Source organism: Absiella sp. AM29-15 (assembly GCF_003434225.1).
Classification (GTDB): Bacteria; Bacillota_I; Bacilli_A; order Erysipelotrichales; family Erysipelotrichaceae; genus Hoskinsella; species Hoskinsella hominis.
The window spans coordinates 1-25,051 of record NZ_QVFL01000022.1 but is presented as its reverse complement, the minus strand read 5'-3'; the positions used below and the strand labels follow the sequence as shown (position 1 = coordinate 25,051).

The following is a 25,051-nucleotide window of genomic DNA, read 5'->3' as shown; positions in this document are numbered from 1 at the left end:
CACATGATAGACTGTTTCACTCTGTGCACCTGTCGGCGTCATTATTATATTGTAAGAATGGTATTTCTCGATCATGCGCTTCCTCTATATATTGCGCTACTCTTTTGGCATCCAATGCGATTGTCGCATCTAATACATTTTTTGAATTATTGACGATATCTGCGACGCCTCCCATACTACTTCTTTTCAATACTGTTTGAAACTTTTCCATTAATTCATGATTTGGTATTCTCAAGAAACCATCATGATAGGACAAGAACCCAAAGACCACCATAGCGGATAATATCTCATCCCGACTGTCTAAGCGTAACTGTTCTGCACCATATCCTTCTAATTCTACTTCTATAGGAATACCTGCCACCATTTTCACAATGTCTTCTCTTACTGCATCTACATTATGTTCTATATATTCAGCTATTTCATTCATTGGCCCTGTTTCGGTCCAATAGTTAAGACAGATGCCATCTATTAATGCTGATGAAACAGATCGTGGATTAAATAAACTTGAACCATCTGATTTGTAATATCCATCATACCATTTTCTTAATGTTTCAAATGATGGTTTCGTGTATTTCTTAGTTAATTCAATAATTTCCTCTTCATCAAATCCAAAATAATCTTCATAAGTCCTATCATTCATAAAATTATATTCTTTAAACATATTCAACTCAGATCCGCCGGAGTATTTTGCGATTGGTAATACTCCTGTCATATACGCCAATTCTACGTAAGGTTGATCTTTTAATAATCCTTTTAAAAATTCTAGATAAGCTTTTTTATCCTTTTCTTGCATAAAATCTTTATAAAAGATACTGTTCCACTCATCCATAATAAAAATAAAAGAATCATTTGTGTCTAAAAACATTTGATATAAATAATCATAGCTTTTTTCTGAAAGTTTTGGATATATGTTCATTAAATCCTCTTTTATTGTTTTCATAATACTGTCAATATAAGTACGATATGAATCACAATAATCTGGCATTCTGCTAAAATCAATATAAAACACATGGTGTTTATTGATATGTTTCTCATAAGATGTTGTTTGTGCTATTTTTAAATTTTTAAACAAATCATGTGCATCATATCCTTGCGTATAATATGCGCCTAGCATAATTGCATTCATGGTTTTACCAAATCTTCTAGGTCGTGTGATGCAGATAAAACGATTCCTTGTTCTTATAAATGAATTTAATTTATCAATCAGCAAACTTTTATCGACATATGGCTCACTTGCGATATCCATTTTAAATTGTTTCAAAGGAATATTTGTATCCAAATAATACATATATATCACCTCATCTCTTTTTATATTATAGACTATTTCATCTTCTTTTACTATGAAAAAAATACTATCTAATATTCTTTTCTTGATACCATAAACAATCCTACAATTTAAGATAATCTTATCAATGATCACACTGTCTTTTATCTTTCTTATTTGCTTCCTGCTTCTCTTGTTCTTTTATAAACTTGAATGAAAAAACATGTACATTAGGCAAAGATTTTTTAAAATAAAAAAAGCCAGAACACTTTCGTTCTAACTTTCCTTCTTCTGCATAATATTTAAAAGCTGTTTCATTAGTTCTATTACATCATGAAACTCGTATAACATCTCAAATTGTTCATTCATCACACAGCCCTGCCAATTGGAATACTGCCTTGTATCTACCATAATAATACCAGTAAACAACTTTCCATGATGCTGAATGATTTCATCATGTTTTCGTTTTTCATTTGTATGTATCTGTGCATTATAAATTTGATGTTCCTCTTCCACAAAAGAACGTTTATTTTGAAAAGCCTGTGGAAAAGCAATCTTATCCATAAATGCATCTGCCTTCAAAACCATCTGGTTAAAGTCATGAAAGACGATATCTTCTTCATCAGCGGTAGAATATAACGTACCATGCATACTGTCATTATCCATATCGTCAATACATGTCCAAAACATATTTGCGCTTAACTTTCTTATCATATCACTACCTCAGATCCATTTCTTTCAAATCACAACGAAGTCGAGCATGATACCTTGTCGCAATACGATAAAAGTTTTCTTCTATTCTTTCTAACGCAACCAATCCACCTTCATAGTCACAGGTTGGAAGCAGCATGATAAACTGTGTTGCACTATAACGAGCAATGACATCACCAGAACGTAAGGATGAAACAATCGTTGCCTTTAATGTTTCCATTGTACCATCACGAAACTTACGATAAGCATTACTATCAAGTGGTAAATCCAGATTAGATTCAATCGTAATCAATCCACAATATACTGCGATTCCTAAACGTTTTGCTTGTCGCTGCTGTAAGGCATAAATTTCTTTAAATACACCATAATCACAGAAATACGCTCCATTCGTATTCTCTTTCGCATTTGCTATTTCATCCTGAATCATCGCAAGATTCATTTCTTCATTCTTGATTTCACGCATGATCTCTTTGTAAAGATTCTGCATTTCTTTTGAAGGGGTTGTACCTAATTGTGAATATAACAGTTCACTTGTCTGTTTATAATGCTCTTTCGCCTGAGAATTCTTTCTTTGCTTAATATAAGCTTTCATTAATAAACAATGAATCGTTTCATCCAGATTCTCGTATTTCAAAGCATTAATGCACAAAATCTCCATCTTCTCATAATTCTGAACTTCTTCATATGTCTGTGCCAGCAGTTTTACAATAGATATGTACAGGCTGTGATAATAGGTCGTCTGTCGAAATATCCAGTGTTCACTAGTAAACTTTGGTAGAAAATCGCCTGTATATAACGTCAGTGCTTCTTCCAACACATCAATTTTTTTATTTACATCATCTAATAGTTTTGCTTCATTATATTTGCTTTCAAATTCTTCTGCATCGATGATAACTTTTACATCATTATTCCAGGCATAGGCACCTCTTAATGTTTTGATAAAATCATTATAGCCAAATGTCTTTTTTAATATGGTACGTAAACGGTACAACAGATTTTTTAATGCGCCAATCGGATTATCACTTTCATCTTCTCTCCACAATACATCACACAGATCATTTGCACTGATAATCGCCTTTCTGTTACACAGTATATACACAATAAGTTTCACAAGCATATTAGAATGTAAAGTTTCATCACTTAATGTTTTGCCATCGATTTCCATCTCAAAATAGGAAAACATTTTTACATGTATAATTTTATCTTCCTCATTCATATACCTGTCACCTGTATCCTTTCTTTCCAACTTCATTTTACCATATATTTTAATTCTTGTTTTTTTGCTTTTTCAGAAATCCACATAATAATATAGCAGAATCTAGCAGTTTTGAGGAGTTTTTTCCAAAAAACACAATAAAAATCTGATTATCCGCTAAAACACAGTATCTATCAGCATTTTCAAGGAAACAAACACATCAATTTACTACTTATTTACTACCATTGAATGAGCCTTGATACGCAAGTTTTCCTAGATATGCAAAGATATGGTACAGCACATCAGTATTGAAACAAGAAAAAATTGAATATTTCATAGACTATGGAACGCCTAACATGACGTTCCTTTTCTATTTTCAGCCGTTCATTATGGACGGCTATTTTATTACCCAAAATGAAAGGAGCATTAGACTTATGAAAAAGACATGGAAACGATTGTGTACGGGCTTCTTAGCTCTTGCAACTGTCGTTACTGCTTTACCGAGTACACCCGTTCATGCAGAAAGTAAGCAATACTGGACGGAAAGTGCAGAGCGGGTCGGTATCATTGAAAAAGTAATGAATGACGGTTCTATCGGTTCTACATTCAATGAGGGCATGATGAAAGTTGAGGGCGAAACTGCCTATTGTATTGACATCAATACAGATTTCAAAAATGGTTACAAGACCAGAGCTGACGCAAGCTCACGCATGAGTGCCGACCAGATTTCAGATGTGGCGTTATCCTTAGAGTATGTCAAACAGTATGGCGAAGCTCACAAGGAACTGAATTACAAGCAAGTCTATCTGTTGGAACAATGTGTTGTCTGGCAGAGATTGAGCGTACATCTTGGCTGGCAATGTGATAACGTGCGAGCTTCTTATGATGAAATTCCAAAGGCAACACAGGACGAAGTTTTCTCTGGTGCAAAAGCCTTTGTCAAAGAGAATAAAGGACGCTATGAATGTGGCGGTTATATCTACTCTGGCGAGGGGCAGGAATTAGGACAATTCTGGACGAAACTGAATGTCGGAAATGCGAAACTACAAAAGACTTCCAGTAATACCAGCATTACAAACGGTAACGGGAATTACTCTGTCGCTGGTGCAATCTACGGTGTCTTTTCTGATAAGGACTGCACGAAACAGCTTGCCACCCTTACGACTGATGAAAACGGAAATACAGATGTTGTAGAGGTAAAAGCAGGCACAGTCTATATCAAGGAATTATCCGCACCAGCAGGATATAAAGTAGATAAAACTGTATATTCCTTAAAGATTGAAGCTGGAAAGACAGCGACATTGAACGTATCTGATACGCCAAAAGTAACGGATACTTTGATTGAGCTTTTCAAGATTGACATGGAAACACAGAAAGACAATCCGCAAGGAAACGCTTCTCTAGCAGGTGCGGAATTTACATGGAAGTATTATGCAGGCTTCTATACTAAAGACAATCTCCCTGCCGAAGCTACTCGTACATGGGTTACAAAGACAATCGCTGAAACAGACAGCGACGGGACAACCCACTACATCACAAAATTAGCGGACGCATACAAGGTGTCTGGCGACAGCTTCTATATGCAAGACGGTAAAGCCGTTTTTCCACTTGGAACACTAACCGTTGAAGAAACGAAAGCTCCAAATGGCTACTTACTTGACGGTGCATATATGCAGGCTGGCGATAAGTCCGAACAGATTAAGGGCTTATATGTAACACAGATTACCGAGGACGGCGACCTTGCCGTATTATCTGGAAGTAACCAGTTTTCCGTTTCTGACAAGGTTATCCGTGGCGGTGTCAAAATTCAGAAACGAGATTTAGAAACGGGCGATACAAAGCCACAAGGAAGTGCCACTTTGAAAGATACTGCCTTTGACATCATTTCCTTAAATGATAATGCAGTATTGGTTGAGGGCAAGCTATACAAAAAAAATGAAGTGGTAAAGACAATTCGTACCGATATTGAGGGTGTCGCTTCTACTTCTGCCGACCTTTTACCTTATGGAAAGTTTCGTATCGTTGAAAGTGAAGCTCCAAACGGATATTTGACTGACGGTGCAAAACCGATTGATTTTACAATCACAGAAAATGGAAAAATTGTGGACTTAACCGACAAAGCCCATTCTATCTACAATCAGATTAAGCGTGGGGATATTGAGGGCGTGAAAATCGGTGCAGGCACACACAAGCGTCTTGCTGATGTTCCCTTTAGGATCACAAGCAAGACGACGGGCGAACATCATGTTGTGGTAACTGATGATAACGGGCAGTTCTCCACTTCTGCTGAATGGGCTTCTCATAAGCACAATACCAACGCAGGCAAGACCAGCGAGGACGGTATATGGTTTGGGACTTCTGAACCAGACGACAGCAAGGGTGCATTACCTTATGATACCTACATCATTGAAGAATTACGCTCTGACAGCAACAAGGGATTTGAACTTATCCCACCTTTTGAAATCGTGGTATCAAGAAATAACCTTGTGATTGATTTAGGGACTTTGACTGATGAATACGAAAAAGAAATCTCTATCCATACCACAGCGACCAGCAAGGACGGCGAAAAGACTATCCTTGCAGGAAAAGAGGTTACGATTGTTGATACCGTCAAATTGGACGGACTTACCAAAGGCACAAAATATCAGCTCAAAGGCTGGCAGATGTTAAAGGAAGAAAATACAGAGCTTATCATTGACGGGAAACGTGTGGAAAATGATTATACCTTTGTCGCTGATAAGGAAGAAATGAAAGTGGAAATTTCCTATACATTCAATGCGTCTGCTTTAGGTGGCAAGAACCTTGTTACCTTTGAAGAATTGTATGATTTGAGCAATCCAAAAGAACCTGTAAAAGTTGCGGAACACAAAGACATTGAGGACGACGGGCAGACGGTACTTATTACAGAGCGTATCATCAAAATTCATACGACTGCTACCGATAAGGACGGCAACAAAGAGCTTGAAGCTGGAAAAGAGGTAACAATCGTTGATACCGTAACCTTAGAGGGCTTAGAAGTCGGTACACAGTACAAACTTGTGGGCTGGCAGATGTTGAAAGAAGAAAATGCAGAGCTTCTTATCAATGGAAAACATGTGGAAAGTGATTATACGTTTACTGCTGACAGCGAAACTATGAAAGTGGAAGTTACCTTTACCTTTGACGCTACTTCCCTTGACGGCAAACAGCTGGTAACTTTTGAAGAATTATACGATTTAAGCAATCCAGACGAGCCGAAGAAAGTTACCGAGCATAAAGACATTGAGGACGAGGGACAGACGATTACCTTTAAGGAAAAACCAGAAGTCCCAGAAGAACCAGAGAAACCCGAAATACCGCAGACACCAGATACACCACATAAAACAAACAGTCCAAAAACTGGCGATAGTACTAACCTTTACGGACTGCTTGCACTTCTTATGACTTCTGGTGCTGGGCTGGCAGGTATTTTCTTCTATAAACGCCGTAAAATGAAGAAATCATAAGGCGGTAACAGTATGAGAAAAGGAAAATCACGTTCTCCGCCGATACCGTATCGGCAGACTTCCGCTTATTCTGGCTTGTCTGCCAACAACCTGCAAGAACACGGATAGTCAAGGGTGCGAAGCATTGATTTTCCCCTTTACTATCTGTGGGATTGCTGGTACTTTCCAAACCGCCAGAATAAGAAATCACAATCAAAAAACTTATCAAATATAGAAAGAAACGAGGTAAAACAATATGGAAATGAAATATGTCGTGCCAGATATGGCACAGTCTTTTGGAACTCTTGAATTTGCAGGCGAAAGCGAGCCTGTCTTTGAAAGGGATAAAAACAACCGCAAGGTTATAGCCAGACGAAGCTACAACCTTTATTCAGATGTACAGAAAGGCGAAAATGTTGTAGTGGAAATTCCCGTGCAGGCTGGCGAAAAGAAGTTCAAGTATGAACAGAAAGTAAAACTTGTCAATCCGAAGTTATACGGCAGAGGTTACGCAATCGGGGATATGGGACATACCGATTATGTGTTGCTTGCTGATGATATTGTAGCAGTTGAAGAAAAGTAAAGGAGTGAAGCATTTATGAGATTATCAAACGGATTTGTTATTGACAAAGAGAAAACATTTGGAGAATTAAAATTTACAGCGGTGCGTGATGTGTTCTTGCAGAATGAGGACGGGACACCGAGTACCCAGCTTAAAAAGCGTATCTATGATTTGAAGTGCAGTCTGCATGGTGGAATTATCCCCGTGTCTGTACCGCCAGAAGTACCGCTAAGGGAATTTCCGTACAATGCAGTTGTGGAGCTTGTCAATCCCGTAGCCGATACGGTATCAAGAAAGACGTTTGGTGGTGCAGATGTGGACTGGTATGTAAAGGCAGAGGATATTGTGTTGAAGAATAAAGGCAACCAGAACGCAGGCAATCCACAAAACCATGCACCGCAGGGACAACCGAAAAAATAGACTTGCTGAATAGATTTTCGTTGTAGAGGATATACGGAACTGTTATAATATGGGTATGAAGAAAGCGACAAATTAAAATTTTTAGGGAGTGAGAATAGTATATGGACAGTTGGTTTACCGTCGAACAAATAGACCAAGATACATTCGTCATCAGCGAATACAGACACTGGGAAGAAACACATTGTTATCTATTGTGTGGGACAAAAAGAGCCATTCTGATTGATACAGGTTTAGGTGTTTCCAACATCAGAGAGGTTATTGATGGATTGACGAAACTGCCCGTTACAGTAATCACTACTCATGTTCATTGGGATCATATCGGTGGACATAAATATTTTCGGTCTATTGCAGTTCATGAAGCAGAAAAAGAATGGCTATCGGTCAAATTCCCTATACCTTTGCAAGTGGTAAAAAACAATATTATGTGCAATCCATGTGATTTCCCCTCGGATTTTAATGTAGAGAAATATCAGATTTTTCAAGGGGTTCCGCAAATGATTTTACATGATGAAGATTGTATTGACTTAGGGAACAGAAAGTTGGTAGTTATTCACACGCCCGGTCATTCTCCCGGACATTGTTGTTTCTATGAAGCGGATAGAAAATATCTGTATTCCGGCGATTTGATATATAGCGGTTGCCTTGATGCTTTTTATCCATCAACAAACCCACAAGAATTTTGGAAGTCTGTTAGAAAAATTCAATCTTTAAAGATAAGTCGAATTTTGCCAGGACATCATCATTTATCTATTCCAGTTACTATAATTGACAAGATAGAGACAGCTTTTCACAACTTGTCAAATGAAGGGAAATTAAAACAAGGGAATGGTATTTTCAGCTATGAGGGGTTTCAAATCCATATCTGAAATGCAATCTTAGTTTTACAATTTTATATCCCTACACACAAAGCAGTTAGTCTTAGGATTGACTGCTTTTTTCATCCCCAGAAAGGAGTGATTGATTTATGCGTATGATTTGGAACAAAGGACACCGTATCAGAGCCAGCGACAAGCACCTTGTCTACCACTTCTCCATAGGAACGCTTCTGTTTATATTCGTGACGGTTCTCCTGTTACTGAATATGAAACAGCTCATGTGTACCGATTGGGAGCATTTCAGCTTGTTAGAGAACGGCTTGACGCTTTCCCCTTACAACTTCATAACCATAGGGATAGCGACTGGTGTTTGTGCATTGGTCGCTTTTCTGTATTACCGCTTCTGTTACGACGGTTTCAAGAAGCTCCTGCACCGTCAAAAGCTGGCAAGAATGATACTGGAAAATAAGTGGTATGAAGCCGATACCGTACAAGACAGCGGTTTTTTTACTGACCTGCAAAGCAGATCAAGGGAAAAAATCGTCTGGTTTCCGAAGATTTATTATCAAATGGAAAAGGGACTGCTTCATATCCGCTGTGAAATCACGCTGGGAAAATATCAAGACCAGCTTTTACGGTTAGAGGATAAGTTGGAAAGTGGTTTATATTGTGAGCTGACCGACAAGACTTTGCATGACGGCTATATCGAATATACCCTGCTTTATGATATGATAGCAAACCGCATTACCATTGATGAAGTACGGGCAGAAAACGGCTGTTTAAAGCTGATGAAAAATCTTGTCTGGGAATATGACGCACTCCCTCACGCTCTGATTGCTGGTGGAACTGGTGGCGGTAAAACCTATTTTCTGCTGACGCTCATTGAAGCCTTACTGCATACCAACGCTGTCCTTTACATCTTAGACCCGAAGAATAGCGACCTTGCGGACTTAGGAACGGTCATGCCAAACGTCTACCATACCAAAGAAGAAATGATAGATTGCGTCAATGCCTTTTATGAGGGCATGGTACAGCGAAGCGAGGAAATGAAACGACACCCGAACTATAAGACGGGTGAAAACTACGCCTATCTGGGACTGCCACCCTGCTTTCTTATCTTTGATGAATATGTGGCGTTTTTTGAAATGCTGGGGACGAAAGAAAGCGTGAGTTTACTTAGCCAGTTAAAGAAAATCGTTATGTTAGGGCGACAAGCAGGTTATTTCCTTATTGTTGCCTGCCAGCGTCCAGACGCAAAGTATTTCTCGGACGGTATCAGAGATAACTTCAATTTCCGTGTGGGATTGGGGCGTATCAGCGAATTAGGTTACGGTATGCTGTTCGGTTCTGATGTGAAAAAGCAGTTTTTCCAGAAGCGTATCAAGGGGCGTGGCTACTGTGATGTGGGAACAAGCGTCATCAGTGAATTTTACACGCCTTTAGTCCCGAAAGGACATGATTTTTTACAAACTATCGGCAGACTTGCACAAGAAAGACAAGCTATGCCAGAACAACAAGGAAAGGAAGATGTGATTGAATAAGGACACATTAAATATTTATCACGCACCCACAGAGAAAAATTACCTCTGTTTGTGCTTGAATACAGATATTTTTACAGCGGATTGCAGGAAATATATGTTAGATTGTTTCTTAAATTATTCTGTCAATCCAAATTTACGATTTCATTCAAGGATAGATAAAATCATTGATGATGTTATTCGTGAAAAAATCAACATTCCTCATAAGTTTAGAATGAGGTTGGAAAGCAGACATTGCATTGAAAGCAGGATAATTTATTTTCGATTTCGAGTTTTAGATAAGTCTTGTCTGCAATGTAATGTATTTCTTAAAGGACTGTCTGATGAAATGAAAGAAGCACTTTCAGATGAAAGAATAGATTTTGCGGTTCTCTATGAGGGCATACAAGGTTCACAGCAGGACACAGACACGGACGACAAGGACGGGTTTTGCGGTTCTCAACCGCAAGTTCCGTTCTTGGCGGACGGGGCTTGTCCCGTCCGCTGATTAAACCCCTCGGTATCTAACAGAGGGGTACGTTTGCAAATAGACAATAGACGAAAAACACAGGAAACATAAGGCTTATCGCATGGTTTCCTAGCAAAAATCGGCTGTGAAGTCGCCTTAAAAAACTTCACACTTGACAGATTGGGGGTATGGTTCTGAATGAAGAACAATGGATAAAAGAATTACGGGAAAAACGGATTGCTTACGGTATCTCACAAGGCAGGCTGGCGGTGGCGTCTGGTATCACAAGAGAATATCTCAACAAGATAGAAAGCGGAAAAATGAAGCCGTCAAAGGAACTTCTGAATACTCTGCATAAAGAACTGGCAAAGTTCAATCCAGAAGCACCGCTTACCATGCTGTTTGATTATGTGAAAATTCGTTTTCCCACGCTGGATATACAGCACATCATCAAAGATATATTAAAACTGAATATCAACTATATGCTCCATGAAAATTACGGGCGTTACAGTTATACGGAGCATTACTCTTTAGGGGACATCTTTATCTATACGTCGGCTGACGAAGAAAAAGGTGTCCTTTTAGAGTTAAAGGGGCGTGGTTGCAGGCAGTTTGAAAGTTACCTGCTGGCACAGCAAAGAAGCTGGTATGACTTTCTTATGGACGCACTTATAGACGGTGGCGTGATGAAGCGTATCGACCTTGCTATCAACGACCATACGGGCATTTTGGATATTCCAGAGCTTGCGGAAAAATGCAGGAAACGGGAATATATCGGAAAGTCCAGAAGCTATAAGTTTTACCAGTCGGGCGAGCTTATCAAGCACAGAGAGGACGACAGAGAATATATGGGGCGTACCCTTTATCTTGGGTCGCTGAAATCAGATGTGTATTTCTGTATCTATGAAAAGGACTATGAGCAGTACGTCAAGTTAGGGACACCTCTGGAAGAAGCCGACATTATCAACCGTTTTGAAATACGGCTTCGCAATGAACGAGCCTATTATGCGGTACGAGATTTACTGACCTATTATGACGCAGAACAGACCGCTTTTTCTATCATCAATCAGTATGTGCGGTTTGTTGATGAAGAACCCGACAAGCGAAAAAATGACTGGAAGCTCAATGACCGCTGGGCTTGGTTTATCGGCGATAACAGACAGAGCTTGAAGCTGACGACAAAACCAGAGCCTTACACCTTAGACCGCACATTGCGGTGGGTACAACGGCAGGTAGCACCGACCTTAAAAATGCTGAAAAAGATTGATAAGGGAAACGGTACAGACTACATGGAAACAATCGAACAGCAGGCAAAGCTCACAGAAAAGCATGAAATGATAATCAAACAGCAGACGACCCCTGCAAAAGATTTAGTAGAAAGTTAGGAGTGATAAAAAATGTGGGAATTAGTAAAAGACTTCTTGCTGGTATCTATGGGAATGGGTATCGGCGTAGTCTTGATGTGTATTTTGAATGTCGGCAAAGAAGCTGACTATGAAATGGAACAATTAAAAGAAAGCGAGGACAATTAAATGAATTTCGGACAAAATTTATATCAATGGTTTTTATCAAACGCACAGAGCTTAGTGCTTATGGCGATTGTGGTTATCGGTATCTACTTAGGGTTCAAGCGTGAGTTTTCAAAGCTCATTGGCTTCTTGGTAGTTGCCTTGATTGCTGTCGGCTTGGTATTCAATGCCGGCGGTGTGAAAGATGTACTGTTAGAGCTGTTCAACAAGATTATCGGTGCATAAAATTTTATTGTAGTGCTAATATGTGAGTGATATAATATGGATATGAAGAAAACGACAAATATGAATTTGAACTTAGGAGGAAAACTATTGTGTCAAATATAAAACTAAGAAATACATATAAGTCTTATACAGCGATATTTGTAATTGGTATATTAGTAGGGTGTATATGTAGACTGTTAGATTATTTTCCCGCAGATACACTATGGAGTTTTTCATCACCTCAAACATTGTTTGGTTTTTGGATTATTACCAATACTATCATCGTTATGTTAAGCACCTCAAATATTTGTGCAGGAATTAGTTCGTTCTTGTATATGTTTGGAATGACATTAAGTTTTTATGCTTTACAAGCAATATTAGGAATGTTTATACCTATGTTTTCCGGCGGATTCCGCTTTGGGCTATTCATATTGTTTACTGTTTGGTCAATCGCTTGTGCAATAGCAGCATTTATTCTGTACTATTGGAATAGGGAACATATTTTTAGTTCAGTATTATATTCTTTACCAGTAGGAGCATTATTTGCTGAAACAATAGCAGTTTTTATTTATTTTTTGGAACATCAAACATTCCTATTTCAGTTGTTAATGGATATTATAGGAGCTGTTGTGTTTACCATAATATTTTTCAAAAAAGTAAACTATAGAAAAATGTATATTGTCGGAATTGTATTAAGTACTTTGGTATTTTATTATATTTTTCCATGGTAGTTTATATTGATAAATCCCAGTTTGACAATTTCATATCCATACACACAAAGCAGTTAGTCTTAGGATTGACTGCTTTTTTCTTACCTAAATTTTAGATTGGAGTGATGAAATGAGCGATATTTTTAAGGATATGCAGACGAAAGTCGGCTGTGATTATATTTCCGACCTGCCCTCTTACAAGCGTAAGGTGTGGCAGGAAATGAAACGACTGAACCCTGCCGATTATGAAGAAAGACAGTTAGAAGATTTTTCTAAATATGTGTTTGGTATGTCGTACCAGACCTTAAAAGATGTGATGAAACAACAGAAAGGACGTGAGGAACAATGCAGGAAACAAGGGTGCTGGTGGAAACGAAAGGAACAACTGGCGAAGAAACAACATCATACTGGTTTGACCTGCCGATAGATGTTGCAGAGTTTGAAGAAAAGTTAGGTGTCGGTGCAGAAAGTGGGGATTACCGCATTATCGAAAAGGTACTGCCCTTTGCTGATGAAGTCCACGAACATACAAGCGTGTACCAGCTCAACGAATTAGATTTTATGTACCGCCAGCTTTCAAGCGATATGCAGGAAGAATATGTATCACTTCTTACCGTGTATGAAAATTTAGAAGCACTTTATATTTGCAGGAACGTGATTACGGTTTATCCCGACTGCAAAAGCATGATAGATGTTGCAAGGCAAAAGCTGATGAACGACCCGACATTTAAGCATTTATCCGAGGACTGTCAAGAATATTACTTTGACTTTGAAGCCTACGCTTCTCACTTGCAGGAACACGGGAAATTTTTAGTAACAGAACACGGTATCTTTGAACTGCCAGAGTAGGAAATGAGGTGGTGCTTATGATTGATGATATGGCGGTTTACATTGCTAATCTTGGCAAATACAATGAGGGCTATTTAGTCGGTGCTTGGTTCACGTTCCCCATTGACGAGGAAGATGTGAAAGAAAAAATCGGCTTGAATGAACAGTATGAGGAATACGCTATCCATGATACCGACAACTTCCCCATTGCGATTGGCGAGTATGTTTCCATTGAAGAACTCAATGAGATGTATGAAATGATAGAGGAACTTCCCGACTATATTGTAGAGTGTCTGGACGAATTTATCAGCCACTACGGGACGCTGGAAGAAGTCGTGGAACACAAGGACGATATTTATTATTATCCCGACTGTGAAACTATGACAGACGTTGCCTATTACTACATAGACGAATTGCAGGCACTTGGGGACATTCCACCCAGCTTACAGAATTACATTGACTATGAAGCCTACGGGCGAGATTTGGATATGGGCGGTTGCTTTATTGAAACAAGCCGAGGTATGTGCGAGATACCATATTAACGCTGGAAGATCAGCGACAAGCATTGTTGTTACTGACAGCGTATTTCTCTTTAAGGGACAGTCTGAAAATGGCTGTCCTTTTCTATTTAGAAACTTACGAAAGGAGCTGAAAGAACTTGAAAAAGATTAAATCTTATACGGGTATCTGGAACGTGGAAAAAGTCTTGTATGCAATCAATGACTTTAACTTACCCTTTCCCGTTACCTTTACACAGATTACATGGTTTGTGATTACGGAATTTCTCATTATTCTGTTTGGGGATATTCCCCCACTTTCCATGATTGAGGGAGCATTTCTCAAATACTTTGGTATTCCCGTTGCTCTCACTTGGTTTATGTCGCAGAAAACCTTTGACGGAAAGAAGCCGTACAGCTTTTTGAAATCACAGATAACCTATGCCCTGCGACCGAAAATCACTTATGCAGGAAAAGCCGTAAAACTGCATAAGCAGACCTTGAATGAAACAATCACGGCAGTAAGGAGTGTGAACTATGTTCCCGATAAAATATATTGACAATAACCTTGTCTGGAATAAGGACAATGAGGTGTTTGCTTATTATGAGCTGATACCATACAACTATTCTTTCCTATCCGCAGAGCAGAAATTTATCGTGCATGACAGTTTCCGACAGCTTATCGCACAGTCCCGTGAGGGAAAAATTCATGCGTTGCAGATTGCAACGGAAAGCTCAATACGAAGTATGCAGGAGCAGTCAAAGAAGCTGGTTACGGGGAAATTAAAGGAAGTTGCCTGCCAGAAGATAGACGAACAGACCGAAGCGTTAGTATCAATGATTGGGGACAATCAAGTGGACTACCGCTTTTTTCTTGGCTTTAAGCTCATGGTTACGGAAGAACAGCTCAATCTGAAGAACATCAAAAAATCGGCGTGGCTGACATTCAAGGAATTTCTCCATGAAGTGAACCACACGCTGATGAATGACTTTGTTTCCATGCCGAATGATGAAATCAACCGTTATATGAAAATGGAAAAGTTGCTGGAAAATAAAATCTCCCGTCGCTTTAAGGTGCGTCGCTTGGAAATCCATGATTTTGGGTATCTCATGGAACATCTTTACGGCAGGGACGGTATCGCCTATGAAGATTATGAGTACCAGCTACCAAAGAAGAAATTACAGAAAGAAACGCTGATAAAATACTACGACCTTATCCGTCCGACAAGGTGTGTGATTGAGGAAAGCCAGCGGTATTTGCGATTGGAACATGAGGACAGGGAAAGCTATGTGTCCTACTTTACCGTCAATGCGATTGTTGGCGAGCTTGATTTTCCGTCGTCTGAAATCTTCTATTTCCAGCAACAGCAATTCACATTCCCCGTTGATACTTCTATGAATGTAGAAATCGTGGAGAACCGTAAAGCATTAACAACCGTCCGCAACAAGAAAAAGGAATTGAAAGACCTTGACAATCACGCTTATCAAGCAGGAAGTGAAACAAGCTCAAATGTGGTGGACGCATTAGACAGCGTGGATGAGCTGGAAACGGACTTAGACCAGACAAAAGAAAGTATGTATAAGCTCTCTTATGTAGTGCGTGTATCGGCTGATGATTTGGACGAATTAAAACGCCGTTGTGATGAAGTCAAGGACTTTTACGACGACCTCAATGTAAAGCTGGTGCGTCCTGCTGGGGATATGCTGGGGCTTCATTCTGAATTTCTTCCTGCCAGCAAGCGATATATCAATGACTACGTGCAGTATGTAAAATCAGATTTCTTGGCAGGTCTTGGTTTTGGTGCGACCCAGCAGTTAGGGGAAACTACGGGTATCTATATGGGCTATTCCGTTGATACGGGAAGAAATGTGTACCTGCAACCGTCGTTAGCTTCGCAGGGTGTAAAAGGTACAGTAACAAACGCTCTTGCTTCTGCTTTTGTCGGTTCGCTTGGCGGTGGAAAGTCATTCTGCAACAATCTTCTGGTATATTATGCGGTGCTGTTTGGCGGTCAAGCAGTCATTTTAGACCCCAAAGCTGAGAGGGGCAACTGGAAAGAAACGCTCCCAGAAATCGCCCATGAAATCAATATCGTAAACCTTACCAGCGACAAGGACAATGCAGGACTTCTTGACCCGTTCGTGATTATGAAGAATGTAAAAGACGCTGAAAGTCTGGCAATCGACATCTTAACATTCCTTACGGGTATTTCCTCTAGGGACGGCGAAAAATTCCCTGTACTTCGTAAGGCGGTACGCTCCGTTACCCAGAGCGACAGTCGGGGCTTGCTCCATGTGATAGACGAGCTACGCCGTGAAGATACACCCATATCAAGAAATATCGCAGAACATATCGACAGCTTCACGGACTACGACTTTGCACACCTGCTGTTTTCAGACGGTACGGTGGAAAATGCAATCAGTCTGGATAACCAACTCAATATCATTCAAGTAGCGGACTTAGTATTACCAGATAAGGATACAACATTTGAGGAATACACGACCATTGAATTATTGTCGGTGTCTATGCTGATTGTGATTAGTACCTTTGCCCTTGATTTTATCCATTCGGACAGAAGTATTTTTAAGATTGTAGACCTTGACGAAGCGTGGGCGTTCTTAAATGTGGCACAAGGCGAAACTTTATCAAATAAGCTGGTGCGTGCTGGACGAGCTATGCAGGCAGGCGTCTATTTTGTTACACAATCTTCTGGCGACGTGTCAAAGGAAAGTCTGAAAAACAATATCGGCTTGAAGTTTGCCTTTCGTTCTACTGACATCAACGAGATAAAGCAGACCTTAGAATTTTTCGGTATCGACAAGGACGACGAGAACAACCAGAAACGCTTGCGTGATTTGGAGAACGGACAATGCTTATTGCAGGACTTATACGGGCGTGTCGGTGTGGTACAGATACACCCCGTTTTTGAAGAACTGCTACACGCCTTTGATACCAGACCGCCCGTACAGAGAAATGAGGTGGAGTGATGAAAGAAAGGATAAAAGGTGCGTTCACAAAAAGGAAGATACTTCACTTTCTCAAAATGGCTCTGTTTGTCGTGGCACTCTCCCTTATCCTGCTCTCACTTCTGGGGACGGTGGCTCATGCGACGGGGCTTGTGGACGATACCATAAACGCAGAAAATCTTTACTCAAAATATCCGCTGTCGAATTACCAGCTTGATTTTTATGTGGATAATAGCTGGTCGTGGTTGCCATGGAACTGGCTGGACGGTATCGGAAAATCGGTGCAGTACGGACTTTACTGCATTACCAATTTTGTCTGGACGATAAGCCTTTATTTAAGCAATGCTACGGGCTATGTGGTGCAGGAAGCATACAAACTTGATTTTATTAACGATATGGCAGACAGTATCGGACAAAGCATACAGACCCTTGCAGGCGTTACCGAGAACGGCTTTTCTTCTACGGGCTTCTATGTCGGTTTCCTGCTTCTCATTATCTTAATAGTGGGACTTTATGTTGCCTATACGGGACTTATCAAACGCGAAACCAGCAAGGCACTTCACGCTGTTATTAACTTTGTGGTGGTGTTCGTGTTGTCCGCTTCCTTTATTGCCTACGCTCCCGATTACATCAAGAAGATAAATGAATTTTCATCAGACATCAGTACCGCTTCTTTGGACTTGGGAACAAAAATCATGCTCCCCAACTCTGACAGCGAGGGCAAGGACAGCGTGGACTTGATACGGGACAGCTTGTTTTCCATTCAAGTGGAACAGCCGTGGCTCTTGCTTCAATTTGGTAACAGCAACGCAGAGGAAATCGGGACAGACCGTGTAGAAGCTCTGGTATCAGTAAGTCCAGAGGACGAGGACGGCAAGACCAGAGAGGAAGTCGTGAAAACAGAAATCGAGGACAATGACAACAACAATCTGACGATACCGCAGGTCGTAAACCGTTTAGGTATGGTGTTCTTCCTGCTATTCTTTAACTTAGGTATCACGATATTTGTATTCTTGCTTACGGGTATGATGTTGTTCAGCCAGATACTCTTTATTATCTTTGCAATGTTTTTACCTATCAGCTTTCTACTTTCCATGATACCGAGCTATGAAAGCATGGCAAAGCAGGCAATCGTGAGGGTATTTAATACCATAATGACACGGGCAGGAATAACGCTCATTGTAACGGTGGCGTTCAGCATTTCCAGTATGTTTTATAACATCTCCACAGACTACCCGTTCTTTATGGTGGCGTTCTTGCAGATAGTGTGTTTTGCTGGTATCTATATGAAACTGGGCGACTTAATGAGTATGTTCTCACTTAATGCTGGCGACAGTCAAAACATGGGACGAAGAATTTTCCGCAGACCGTATCTGTTTATGCGACATAGGGCTAGGCGTATGGAACACCGTATTGCAAGGGCGGTAAGTGCTGGCGGTATTTCGGGTGGTGTGGCTGGTGCGGTAGCTGGAAGTGCCGTTGCTGGCAAGAGAGCCGAAAGAAAAAATACGGCTTCTAAAGAAAATCGGGGCAATACCACTTCCAGCATGGGACAGCGTGCAGGCTCAAAGGTGGGTGCTGTCTTAGATACGAAAAATAAAGTGAAAGACAAGGCTAACGCTGTCAAAGAGAATATCAAGGATATGCCGACACAGACCGCTTATGCGGTGTATTCCGCAAAGGAAAAGGCAAAGTCCAGCGTATCAGACTTCAAGCGTGGCATGGTGCAGGAACAGCAGTCCAGACAGACGGGACGCTTGGAAAAGCAGGAACAGCATAGACAGAATATCGCTGACAAACGTATGGAGCTTCAAAAGGCACAAGAAGCAAGACAAAGAAAGACGGACGGATCAGCGACAACGGGAGCTACCCGTCCCCATGAGCGACCAGCCACAGCTTCAACCATTCCAAAGCCGAGTGCGGAAAAAATGCAGGAAGTGAAACGTCCTGCCACAGCGACCACTTCAAAAGCAAGTGAACCAGTCAAGACAAATGTTGTGAAAGAGCGTCCGTTATCTTCTGGTGCTTCTGATAAGAAAGCGACCCAGCCTGCACAGCCAGTACATAGGCAGAATGTAGAAAAAGTAGTATCGCAGGAAACACGCCAGAATTACAAAGCAGAGCGTACTACAAAGAAACAGACCTTTGAACAATCAAAGCGTACAACGGAACATACCGAAAAGAACCGTAACCTTGTAACGAAGAAAGGACAGAAGAAAAAATGAAACTGAAACATATCGCTCTTATTGGCAGTCTGTTTCCTATCCTCTTTTCCATAGTCCTTTTCTTTGGTGTCCTCATTAGTGCGGACAGCGACGACGAGAACAGCAACTTTTCTTCTGGCATTACGGGTATGAATTTATCCGCAGAAGTCTTGAAACATCAGCCTATGGTGGAAAAATACGCCAGAGAAAACGGTATCTCCGAGTATGTCAACGTGCTACTGGCTATCATTCAAGTAGAAAGTGGCGGTACGGCAGAAGATGTTATGCAGAGTTCAGAAAGTCTTGGTTTACCGCCCAACTCTTTAGATACGGAAAGCTCAATCAAGCAGGGGTGTAAGTATTTTGCGTCCCTGCTTTCTTCCTGTAAAAATCAAGGTATCGACGATTTGAATGTAGCGATACAGTCCTATAACTATGGCGGTGGTTATGTGGGATATGTGGCAGGAAAAGGAAAGAAACACACCTTTAACCTTGCAGAGAGCTTCGCCCGTGAGAAATCGGGTGGAAAGAAAGTAACCTACACCAACCCGATAGCCGTTGCGAAGAACGGGGGTTGGCGGTATCAGTATGGCAATCAATTTTACGTCGAATTAGTCAATCAGTATTTAACTGTTCCGCAGGTATCGGGAGAGCTGGCACAAAAGGTCATGAATGAAGCGTTAAAATATCAAGGCTGGAAATATGTGTATGGCGGTAGCAATCCCAACACTTCTTTTGACTGTTCGGGACTGACGCAATGGTGCTATGGAAAAGCTGGTATCTCCTTACCGAGAACCGCACAAGCACAGTATGACGCAACCCAACATCTTCCACTTTCGCAGGCAAAGGCTGGGGACTTGGTATTTTTCCATTCTACCTATAACGCTGGAAGTTATGTAACACACGTCGGTATTCTTGTTTCGCCGACACAGATGTACCACGCAGGCGACCCGATAGGATATGCAGACCTAAGTAGTAGTTACTGGCAACAGCACTTAATCGGTGCAGGACGAGTAAAACAATAGAAAGTGAGGATTTCATCATGTTTAGAAAGAATAAGAAACAGACAGAAACTATCAAAGAACCCAAAGAAAAAAAGGTGCGTACTTTCAAGGTAGGCACACATAAAAAATCCGTGATTGCATTGTGGGTGGTGCTTATCGCAAGCGTGAGCTTTGGGGCGTATAAGAATTTTACGGCTATCGACCAGCACACGACCCATGAAAAAGAAATCATAGAGCTTCGCTTGCAGGACACCAACGGGATAGAAAATTTTGTGAAGAACTTTGCAAAGCCCTACTACACATGGAGTAACAGCAAAGAAGCGATTGAAGCAAGGACGCAGGCAATCAGCGGTTATCTGACAAAGGAATTGCAGGACTTGAATGTGGATACCATTAGAACCGATATACCGACCAGCTCCACAGTTACAGATGTGATTGTATGGAGTATTGAACAGTCGGGAACGGACACTTTTTCTGCTACCTACGAAGTGGATCAGCAGATAAAAGAGGGAGAACAGACAAGCAATGTGAAAGCAACCTATACCGTAAAAGTCCATGTAGACGCTGACGGGGATATGGTAATCGTTCAGAACCCTACCCTTGCACCAGCAATCGAGAAATCAGATTATGAGCCTAAGACACCAGAAGCAAATGCAAGTGTAGACGCTGATACCGTCAATGACGCTACTGCATTTCTTGAAACATTCTTTAAGCTGTACCCGACAGCCACAGAAAAAGAGCTTGCCTACTATGTATCGGGAAATGTGCTTGAGCCTATCGGCAGGGACTACATTTATGCTGAACTGGTAAACCCTATCTTTACAAAGGACGGGGACAATGTGAAAGTCAAAGTTGCTGTGAAATTCCTTGATAATCAGACAAAGGCTACACAAATATCGCAGTATGAACTTGTGCTACATAAGGATAGCAACTGGAAGATTGTAGGATAATAAAATATGGAAAGTTTGCTTGACATTCTTTACTTGCAGGAGTATCATAAGATTAGAAAAGGAAAGCAAACTTTCCATTTGTTCAAGAAAGGGGTATGTTGTGAAAAATCGTTTAGAAGAATTACGAAAACAAAGAGGTATTAAACAAGAAGATTTAGCGACTGCTCTTGAAGTATCTCGTCAAACAATAGGCTCTTTAGAAAATGGACGCTACAATCCCTCTATTATCTTAGCTTTTAAAATTGCAAGGTACTTTCAAATGAGTATTGAAGAAATATTTATTTATGAGGAGGAAAGCAAATGAAACATAAGATACAAAAAGTTGAATTATTTATCGGTGTAATAATCTTTTTAGGTGGTTTACTAACTTATGGTTTAGGCGTACACCAACTATTGCCCGTACCTCGTCCAGATTTGGTTGTCTATGGTACAACGCTTATTGGAATAATATTGATTTTTATGGGTTGTGATATATTCAGTAAGCCAACAAAAGAAATGCAAATATTAGAAAATGATGAAAGAAATATCGCAATTACTAATGCTTCTCTTGCGAATGCTTATAAAGTAACACTTACATTATTGGTTCTTGTATTATTTGCTCTTGTCTTTATGGGATATATGAGTAAAGTTGTGTTTTTTTCGATAGCAGGAGTTATTGCTATCGGACAAATTACATGGTTTATAACAGCTCGTTATTTAGATAAAAATACGTCTTAATTCTTCAAGTATTTTTAGTTTTTCCTTCTCCATAACTACGCCCCATTCTTTTTTTGTATAGTAATATTGTATCATTAAGAATCACAAATCACAAGTGATTTGTGATTAATATATAAAAGCCCTCTTTAAAGGGCTTTTATGTTTATTTTGAAAAAGAGATAAAATCAATATATCCCTTTTCCCCAATTTTTACAACGGCATTGTAGGGCTTTTTCTCTTTGTTTTTGATTCCTTTTACCAGGGTTTCTTTTCCCTCCAGTAATTCTTTTACATTCGTTTTGGTTAGTTTTTTCTTTCTAAAATGTTCAGCTAAAGTAAACTTACATTCAGGATAATTTGAACAACCATAAAACGATTTTTTTAATACAATATTGTTGCCACACTTAGGACATTTTCCTACAAGGGGTCCCGAGCGCTTAGTGGGAATTTGTACCCCTTATCGATACAAATTCCCCGTAGGCGCTAGGGACCTCTTTAGCTTCTTGGAAGCTGTCAGTAGTATATCTAATAATTTATCTCCATTCCCTTTAGTAACGTGTAACTTTCCAAATTTAAAAAAGCGACTCATAGAATTATTTCCTCCCGTTAAATAATAGATAACTATTAAAAATAGACAATACTTGCTCATAAGTAACGGTACTTAAATTGTTTACTTTGGCGTGTTTCATTGCTTGATGAAACTGATTTTTAGTAAACAGTTGACGATATTCTCGATTGACCCATTTTGAAACAAAGTACGTATATAGCTTCCAATATTTATCTGGAACATCTGTGGTATGGCGGGTAAGTTTTATTAAGACACTGTTTACTTTTGGTTTAGGATGAAAGCATTCCGCTGGCAGCTTAAGCAATTGCTGAATCGAGACTTGAGTGTGCAAGAGCAACCCTAGTGTTCGGTGAATATCCAAGGTACGCTTGTAGAATCCTTCTTCAACAATCAGATAGATGTCAGACGCATGGCTTTCAAAAACCACTTTTTTAATAATTTGTGTGCTTAAATGGTAAGGAATACTCCCAACAATTTTATACCTCTGTTTGTTAGGGAATTGAAACTGTAGAATATCTTGGTGAATTAAAGTGACACGAATGTTCAGTTTTAATTTTTCTGACGATAAGTTGAATAGATGACTGTCTAATTCAATAGACGTTACCTGTTTACTTATTTTAGCCAGTTTCGTCGTTAAATGCCCTTTACCTGTTCCAATTTCGTAAACGGTATCGGTTTCTTTTAAATTCAATTGTTTTATTATTTGGTTGAGTACTTTTTCACTCGTTAAAAAGTTTTGAGAATATTTTATATTTTTGTTCATGTAATCACTCCTGAAGTGATTACATCTGTAAATAAATACAGAAGTTAAACGATTTGTTTGTAATTTTAGTTATCTGTTTAAAAAGTCATAAGATTAGTCACTGGTAGGAATTAATCTAACGTATTTATTTATCTGCGTAATCACTGTTTTTAGTCTGTTTCAAAACAGTAGATGTTTTATCTACATTACGCATTTGGAATACCAACATGACGAATCCCTCCTTCTTAATTACAAATTTTTAGCATCTAATTTAACTTCAATTCCTATTATACACAAAATTTTAAGATACTGCAATATCAACACACTCTTAAGTTTGCTTCTAAGTCTTATTTCCATAACTTCTTTTACGTTTCCGCCATTCTTTGCTGTTTCGATTTTTATGATATGGTGCAAGTCAGCACGAACACGAACCGTCTTATCTCCCATTATATCTTTTTTTGCACTGATTGGTGTATCATTTCGTTTTTCTTTTTGTGCGCCTAAATTTCCCACAATCACTCACTTCTTTCTATTTCTTCTTATTCTTATTTTATCATCAACAATCACAAATCACTTGTGATTTGTGATAAGTGATTTGTGATAAGTGATTTGTGATTAATATATAAAAGCCCTCTTTAAAGGGCTTTTATGTTTATTTTGAAAAAGAGATAAAATCAATATATCCCTTTTCCCCAATTTTTACAACGGCATTGTAGGGCTTTTTCTCTTTGTTTTTGATTCCTTTTACCAGGGTTTCTTTTCCCTCCAGTAATTCTTTTACATTCGTTTTGGTTAGTTTTTTCTTTCTAAAATGTTCAGCTAAAGTAAACTTACATTCAGGATAATTTGAACAACCATAAAACGATTTTTTTAATACAGAAAATGTAGTCTTTTGAAAGGTGGAATTAACAATGAAGAAAAAATTATCATTTATCATTGAGATTATTATAGGTATAATCTTTATATGTTTTGGATATTTCGTTATTGATACTGATTATTACGCTACACTTTTTTACGCAATGGGGTTCGGTTTAGCTTTTGCTTCTGGTGTTCAATTATTGAAAATTTGTTATTATGAAATGCCAAAAAATAAAGAAAAATTACAAAATATAAATAGAGAAAATCACATCAATAATGTTGATGAAAGAAAAATATTTTTAAGAATGAAAGCTGGTTCTTTAGTATATCAGTTAATGACTTTCGTGTACTTGTTTGTTGCTTTTGTACTTGCGTTACTTCATATTGAAGCATGGATTATAGGCATTATATTTGGTTTATTCCTACTGCAAACATTTTTAGGGATTATTCTATATAAGCATTTTGAAAAACATTTCTAAAACATTCAGTAAATTGTGACGAGGTAATACTATGATAGGACTTAAAAAACGAGATATTAAAAAAGCATTGAAAGCTGGTGCAAAAGCTGGCGGTGTGTCATTAGCTGATGTTCGAGCTGATATTGAAGCGACGATTGATGAAGCTATGAACAGCACCGACCCAGAAGTGCAGGAGAATTTCAGAAAGTATTTTGGAAATAAACGCCCTACTCCAGAAGAATATATTTACAAGATTACAAAAAAGACAAAAGTTTAATAGAAATCAAGTGCTGTAAGGGGGCTTGTGTCATGGAAAGTTTTAAGCATAATCTTATACGGTCATACACTACCTAACAGCATTTTATTAACAACTGAATATCTCACAGCTTTAATAGCTCGTACAGACTATATGTTTTGTG

28 protein-coding genes and 2 pseudogenes are annotated in these 25,051 nt (G+C 39.3%); 22 read left to right on the top strand and 8 right to left on the bottom strand.

Going from position 1 to position 25,051, the window contains the following annotated elements:
- Positions 1-16: 16 nt before the first annotated feature.
- The 3 genes from DW761_RS18525 to DW761_RS18515 all read right to left on the bottom strand — a co-directional run bounded on the left by DW761_RS18525 (position 17) and on the right by DW761_RS18515 (position 3,191).
- Positions 17-1,288, bottom strand: a complete 1,272-nt coding sequence (locus tag DW761_RS18525; protein WP_147323337.1) for an AAA family ATPase — start codon at positions 1,286-1,288, stop codon at positions 17-19.
- 252 nt (positions 1,289-1,540) lie between these two features.
- On the bottom strand, positions 1,541-1,978 hold the full coding sequence (locus tag DW761_RS18520; RefSeq protein ID WP_117454457.1) for a hypothetical protein: 438 nt from the start codon (positions 1,976-1,978) through the stop codon (positions 1,541-1,543).
- Positions 1,979-1,982: 4 nt separating this feature from the next.
- Positions 1,983-3,191: a BTAD domain-containing putative transcriptional regulator gene (locus DW761_RS18515; protein ID WP_158553850.1), complete on the bottom strand. Its 1,209-nt coding sequence runs from the start codon at positions 3,189-3,191 to the stop codon at positions 1,983-1,985.
- Between the two features lie 413 nt (positions 3,192-3,604).
- Here DW761_RS18515 and DW761_RS18510 point away from each other — a divergent pair, with 413 nt between their 5' ends.
- From DW761_RS18510 to DW761_RS18410, 20 genes are all read left to right on the top strand, one after another.
- A complete protein-coding gene (locus tag DW761_RS18510) occupies positions 3,605-6,655 on the top strand; it encodes an SrtB-anchored collagen-binding adhesin (protein ID WP_044961484.1) in 3,051 nt (1,016 codons plus the stop codon).
- A 235-nt stretch (positions 6,656-6,890) separates the two neighbouring features.
- On the top strand, positions 6,891-7,217 hold the full coding sequence (locus DW761_RS18500; protein ID WP_021651363.1) for a YdcP family protein: 327 nt from the start codon (positions 6,891-6,893) through the stop codon (positions 7,215-7,217).
- 15 nt (positions 7,218-7,232) lie between these two features.
- Positions 7,233-7,616 carry a YdcP family protein gene (locus DW761_RS18495; protein WP_010723736.1) on the top strand — a complete coding sequence of 128 codons (384 nt, stop codon included), beginning with the start codon at positions 7,233-7,235 and terminating at the stop codon, positions 7,614-7,616.
- Between the two features lie 101 nt (positions 7,617-7,717).
- Positions 7,718-8,482, top strand: coding sequence for an MBL fold metallo-hydrolase (locus DW761_RS18490; protein ID WP_010723735.1), 765 nt, complete (start codon positions 7,718-7,720; stop codon positions 8,480-8,482).
- 98 nt (positions 8,483-8,580) lie between these two features.
- Positions 8,581-9,972 (top strand): FtsK/SpoIIIE domain-containing protein, encoded by a 1,392-nt coding sequence (locus DW761_RS18485; RefSeq protein WP_044961483.1) that lies wholly within the window; start codon positions 8,581-8,583, stop codon positions 9,970-9,972.
- Complete coding sequence (locus DW761_RS18480) at positions 9,965-10,456, top strand: hypothetical protein (RefSeq protein ID WP_025481229.1); 492 nt, start codon at positions 9,965-9,967, stop codon at positions 10,454-10,456. The genes DW761_RS18485 and DW761_RS18480 overlap by 8 nt, the downstream gene beginning before the upstream one ends.
- Positions 10,457-10,605: 149 nt before the next feature.
- Entirely contained in the window at positions 10,606-11,802 is a 1,197-nt protein-coding gene (gene mobT, locus DW761_RS18475) for a MobT family relaxase (protein ID WP_008787615.1), read from the top strand.
- Between the two features lie 12 nt (positions 11,803-11,814).
- Positions 11,815-11,949 (top strand): DUF3789 domain-containing protein, encoded by a 135-nt coding sequence (locus DW761_RS18470; RefSeq protein WP_117519020.1) that lies wholly within the window; start codon positions 11,815-11,817, stop codon positions 11,947-11,949.
- A complete protein-coding gene (locus tag DW761_RS18465; RefSeq protein WP_002323342.1) occupies positions 11,950-12,171 on the top strand; it encodes a hypothetical protein in 222 nt (73 codons plus the stop codon).
- Between the two features lie 89 nt (positions 12,172-12,260).
- Positions 12,261-12,881: a hypothetical protein gene (locus tag DW761_RS18460; RefSeq protein ID WP_008787617.1), complete on the top strand. Its 621-nt coding sequence runs from the start codon at positions 12,261-12,263 to the stop codon at positions 12,879-12,881.
- Positions 12,882-12,990: 109 nt separating this feature from the next.
- Entirely contained in the window at positions 12,991-13,287 is a 297-nt protein-coding gene (locus DW761_RS18455) for a conjugal transfer protein (protein ID WP_117519019.1), read from the top strand.
- Positions 13,206-13,709 carry an antirestriction protein ArdA gene (locus DW761_RS18450; RefSeq protein WP_008787619.1) on the top strand — a complete coding sequence of 168 codons (504 nt, stop codon included), beginning with the start codon at positions 13,206-13,208 and terminating at the stop codon, positions 13,707-13,709. The genes DW761_RS18455 and DW761_RS18450 overlap by 82 nt, the downstream gene beginning before the upstream one ends.
- 17 nt (positions 13,710-13,726) lie before the next feature.
- Entirely contained in the window at positions 13,727-14,230 is a 504-nt protein-coding gene (locus DW761_RS18445) for an antirestriction protein ArdA (protein ID WP_002323345.1), read from the top strand.
- A gap of 116 nt (positions 14,231-14,346) precedes the next feature.
- Positions 14,347-14,745 (top strand): conjugal transfer protein, encoded by a 399-nt coding sequence (locus tag DW761_RS18440; RefSeq protein WP_010723729.1) that lies wholly within the window; start codon positions 14,347-14,349, stop codon positions 14,743-14,745.
- Positions 14,723-17,173, top strand: a complete 2,451-nt coding sequence (locus DW761_RS18435) for an ATP-binding protein (protein ID WP_008787620.1) — start codon at positions 14,723-14,725, stop codon at positions 17,171-17,173. Before DW761_RS18440 ends, DW761_RS18435 begins: the two co-directional genes overlap by 23 nt.
- Positions 17,173-19,377 carry a CD3337/EF1877 family mobilome membrane protein gene (locus DW761_RS18430; protein WP_008787621.1) on the top strand — a complete coding sequence of 735 codons (2,205 nt, stop codon included), beginning with the start codon at positions 17,173-17,175 and terminating at the stop codon, positions 19,375-19,377. Before DW761_RS18435 ends, DW761_RS18430 begins: the two co-directional genes overlap by 1 nt.
- A complete protein-coding gene (locus DW761_RS18425; RefSeq protein WP_008787622.1) occupies positions 19,374-20,381 on the top strand; it encodes a lysozyme family protein in 1,008 nt (335 codons plus the stop codon). Before DW761_RS18430 ends, DW761_RS18425 begins: the two co-directional genes overlap by 4 nt.
- A 17-nt stretch (positions 20,382-20,398) precedes the next feature.
- Positions 20,399-21,310, top strand: coding sequence for a conjugal transfer protein (locus tag DW761_RS18420; protein WP_008787623.1), 912 nt, complete (start codon positions 20,399-20,401; stop codon positions 21,308-21,310).
- A 100-nt stretch (positions 21,311-21,410) separates the two neighbouring features.
- Complete coding sequence (locus tag DW761_RS18415) at positions 21,411-21,614, top strand: helix-turn-helix transcriptional regulator (protein WP_008787624.1); 204 nt, start codon at positions 21,411-21,413, stop codon at positions 21,612-21,614.
- A complete protein-coding gene (locus tag DW761_RS18410) occupies positions 21,611-22,027 on the top strand; it encodes a hypothetical protein (RefSeq protein WP_117519018.1) in 417 nt (138 codons plus the stop codon). Before DW761_RS18415 ends, DW761_RS18410 begins: the two co-directional genes overlap by 4 nt.
- Positions 22,028-22,169: 142 nt before the next feature.
- On the opposite strand, the pseudogene DW761_RS18405 reads toward DW761_RS18410, so the two are convergent.
- From DW761_RS18405 to DW761_RS18380, 5 genes and pseudogenes are all read right to left on the bottom strand, one after another.
- Positions 22,170-22,430, bottom strand: a pseudogene (locus tag DW761_RS18405) (topoisomerase DNA-binding C4 zinc finger domain-containing protein); the annotation flags it as partial.
- A 169-nt stretch (positions 22,431-22,599) separates the two neighbouring features.
- The gene (erm(B), locus tag DW761_RS18395) at positions 22,600-23,337 is read right to left on the bottom strand and encodes a 23S rRNA (adenine(2058)-N(6))-methyltransferase Erm(B) (protein WP_001038792.1); all 738 of its coding nucleotides are present in this window, start codon (positions 23,335-23,337) and stop codon (positions 22,600-22,602) included.
- A gap of 124 nt (positions 23,338-23,461) precedes the next feature.
- Positions 23,462-23,545 carry a 23S rRNA methyltransferase attenuation leader peptide gene (locus DW761_RS18390; protein WP_001814874.1) on the bottom strand — a complete coding sequence of 28 codons (84 nt, stop codon included), beginning with the start codon at positions 23,543-23,545 and terminating at the stop codon, positions 23,462-23,464.
- A gap of 20 nt (positions 23,546-23,565) precedes the next feature.
- Positions 23,566-23,829, bottom strand: coding sequence for a peptide-binding protein (locus tag DW761_RS18385; RefSeq protein ID WP_008787626.1), 264 nt, complete (start codon positions 23,827-23,829; stop codon positions 23,566-23,568).
- Positions 23,830-23,968: 139 nt separating this feature from the next.
- Positions 23,969-24,193 (bottom strand): annotated as a pseudogene (locus DW761_RS18380) (topoisomerase C-terminal repeat-containing protein); the annotation flags it as partial.
- Between the two features lie 34 nt (positions 24,194-24,227).
- Between DW761_RS18380 and DW761_RS18375 the strand changes: the two are divergent.
- Both DW761_RS18375 and DW761_RS18370 read left to right on the top strand, forming a co-directional pair.
- The gene (locus tag DW761_RS18375; protein ID WP_008787628.1) at positions 24,228-24,653 is read left to right on the top strand and encodes a hypothetical protein; all 426 of its coding nucleotides are present in this window, start codon (positions 24,228-24,230) and stop codon (positions 24,651-24,653) included.
- Positions 24,654-24,684: 31 nt separating this feature from the next.
- On the top strand, positions 24,685-24,909 hold the full coding sequence (locus DW761_RS18370) for a hypothetical protein (RefSeq protein ID WP_008787629.1): 225 nt from the start codon (positions 24,685-24,687) through the stop codon (positions 24,907-24,909).
- Positions 24,910-25,051 lie beyond the last annotated feature (142 nt).

What these genes read in the sequence shown, in the direction of transcription:
- DW761_RS18490 (WP_010723735.1), top strand. Translation starts at nt 7,718, where the DNA reads ATGGACAGTTGGTTTACCGTCGAACAAATAGACCAAGATACATTCGTC.
- DW761_RS18495 (WP_010723736.1), top strand. Translation starts at nt 7,233, where the DNA reads ATGAGATTATCAAACGGATTTGTTATTGACAAAGAGAAAACATTTGGA.
- DW761_RS18425 (WP_008787622.1), top strand. Translation starts at nt 19,374, where the DNA reads ATGAAACTGAAACATATCGCTCTTATTGGCAGTCTGTTTCCTATCCTC.
- DW761_RS18370 (WP_008787629.1), top strand. Translation starts at nt 24,685, where the DNA reads ATGATAGGACTTAAAAAACGAGATATTAAAAAAGCATTGAAAGCTGGT.
- DW761_RS18470 (WP_117519020.1), top strand. Translation starts at nt 11,815, where the DNA reads ATGTGGGAATTAGTAAAAGACTTCTTGCTGGTATCTATGGGAATGGGT.
- DW761_RS18500 (WP_021651363.1), top strand. Translation starts at nt 6,891, where the DNA reads ATGGAAATGAAATATGTCGTGCCAGATATGGCACAGTCTTTTGGAACT.
- DW761_RS18420 (WP_008787623.1), top strand. Translation starts at nt 20,399, where the DNA reads ATGTTTAGAAAGAATAAGAAACAGACAGAAACTATCAAAGAACCCAAA.
- DW761_RS18445 (WP_002323345.1), top strand. Translation starts at nt 13,727, where the DNA reads ATGATTGATGATATGGCGGTTTACATTGCTAATCTTGGCAAATACAAT.
- DW761_RS18410 (WP_117519018.1), top strand. Translation starts at nt 21,611, where the DNA reads ATGAAACATAAGATACAAAAAGTTGAATTATTTATCGGTGTAATAATC.
- DW761_RS18525 (WP_147323337.1), bottom strand. Translation starts at nt 1,288, where the DNA reads ATGTATTATTTGGATACAAATATTCCTTTGAAACAATTTAAAATGGAT.
- DW761_RS18510 (WP_044961484.1), top strand. Translation starts at nt 3,605, where the DNA reads ATGAAAAAGACATGGAAACGATTGTGTACGGGCTTCTTAGCTCTTGCA.
- DW761_RS18520 (WP_117454457.1), bottom strand. Translation starts at nt 1,978, where the DNA reads ATGATAAGAAAGTTAAGCGCAAATATGTTTTGGACATGTATTGACGAT.
- DW761_RS18485 (WP_044961483.1), top strand. Translation starts at nt 8,581, where the DNA reads ATGCGTATGATTTGGAACAAAGGACACCGTATCAGAGCCAGCGACAAG.
- DW761_RS18450 (WP_008787619.1), top strand. Translation starts at nt 13,206, where the DNA reads ATGCAGGAAACAAGGGTGCTGGTGGAAACGAAAGGAACAACTGGCGAA.
- DW761_RS18465 (WP_002323342.1), top strand. Translation starts at nt 11,950, where the DNA reads ATGAATTTCGGACAAAATTTATATCAATGGTTTTTATCAAACGCACAG.
- DW761_RS18430 (WP_008787621.1), top strand. Translation starts at nt 17,173, where the DNA reads ATGAAAGAAAGGATAAAAGGTGCGTTCACAAAAAGGAAGATACTTCAC.
- DW761_RS18435 (WP_008787620.1), top strand. Translation starts at nt 14,723, where the DNA reads ATGTTCCCGATAAAATATATTGACAATAACCTTGTCTGGAATAAGGAC.
- DW761_RS18515 (WP_158553850.1), bottom strand. Translation starts at nt 3,191, where the DNA reads ATGAATGAGGAAGATAAAATTATACATGTAAAAATGTTTTCCTATTTT.
- mobT (WP_008787615.1), top strand. Translation starts at nt 10,606, where the DNA reads ATGGTTCTGAATGAAGAACAATGGATAAAAGAATTACGGGAAAAACGG.
- DW761_RS18375 (WP_008787628.1), top strand. Translation starts at nt 24,228, where the DNA reads ATGAAGAAAAAATTATCATTTATCATTGAGATTATTATAGGTATAATC.
- DW761_RS18390 (WP_001814874.1), bottom strand. Translation starts at nt 23,545, where the DNA reads ATGTTGGTATTCCAAATGCGTAATGTAGATAAAACATCTACTGTTTTG.
- DW761_RS18455 (WP_117519019.1), top strand. Translation starts at nt 12,991, where the DNA reads ATGAGCGATATTTTTAAGGATATGCAGACGAAAGTCGGCTGTGATTAT.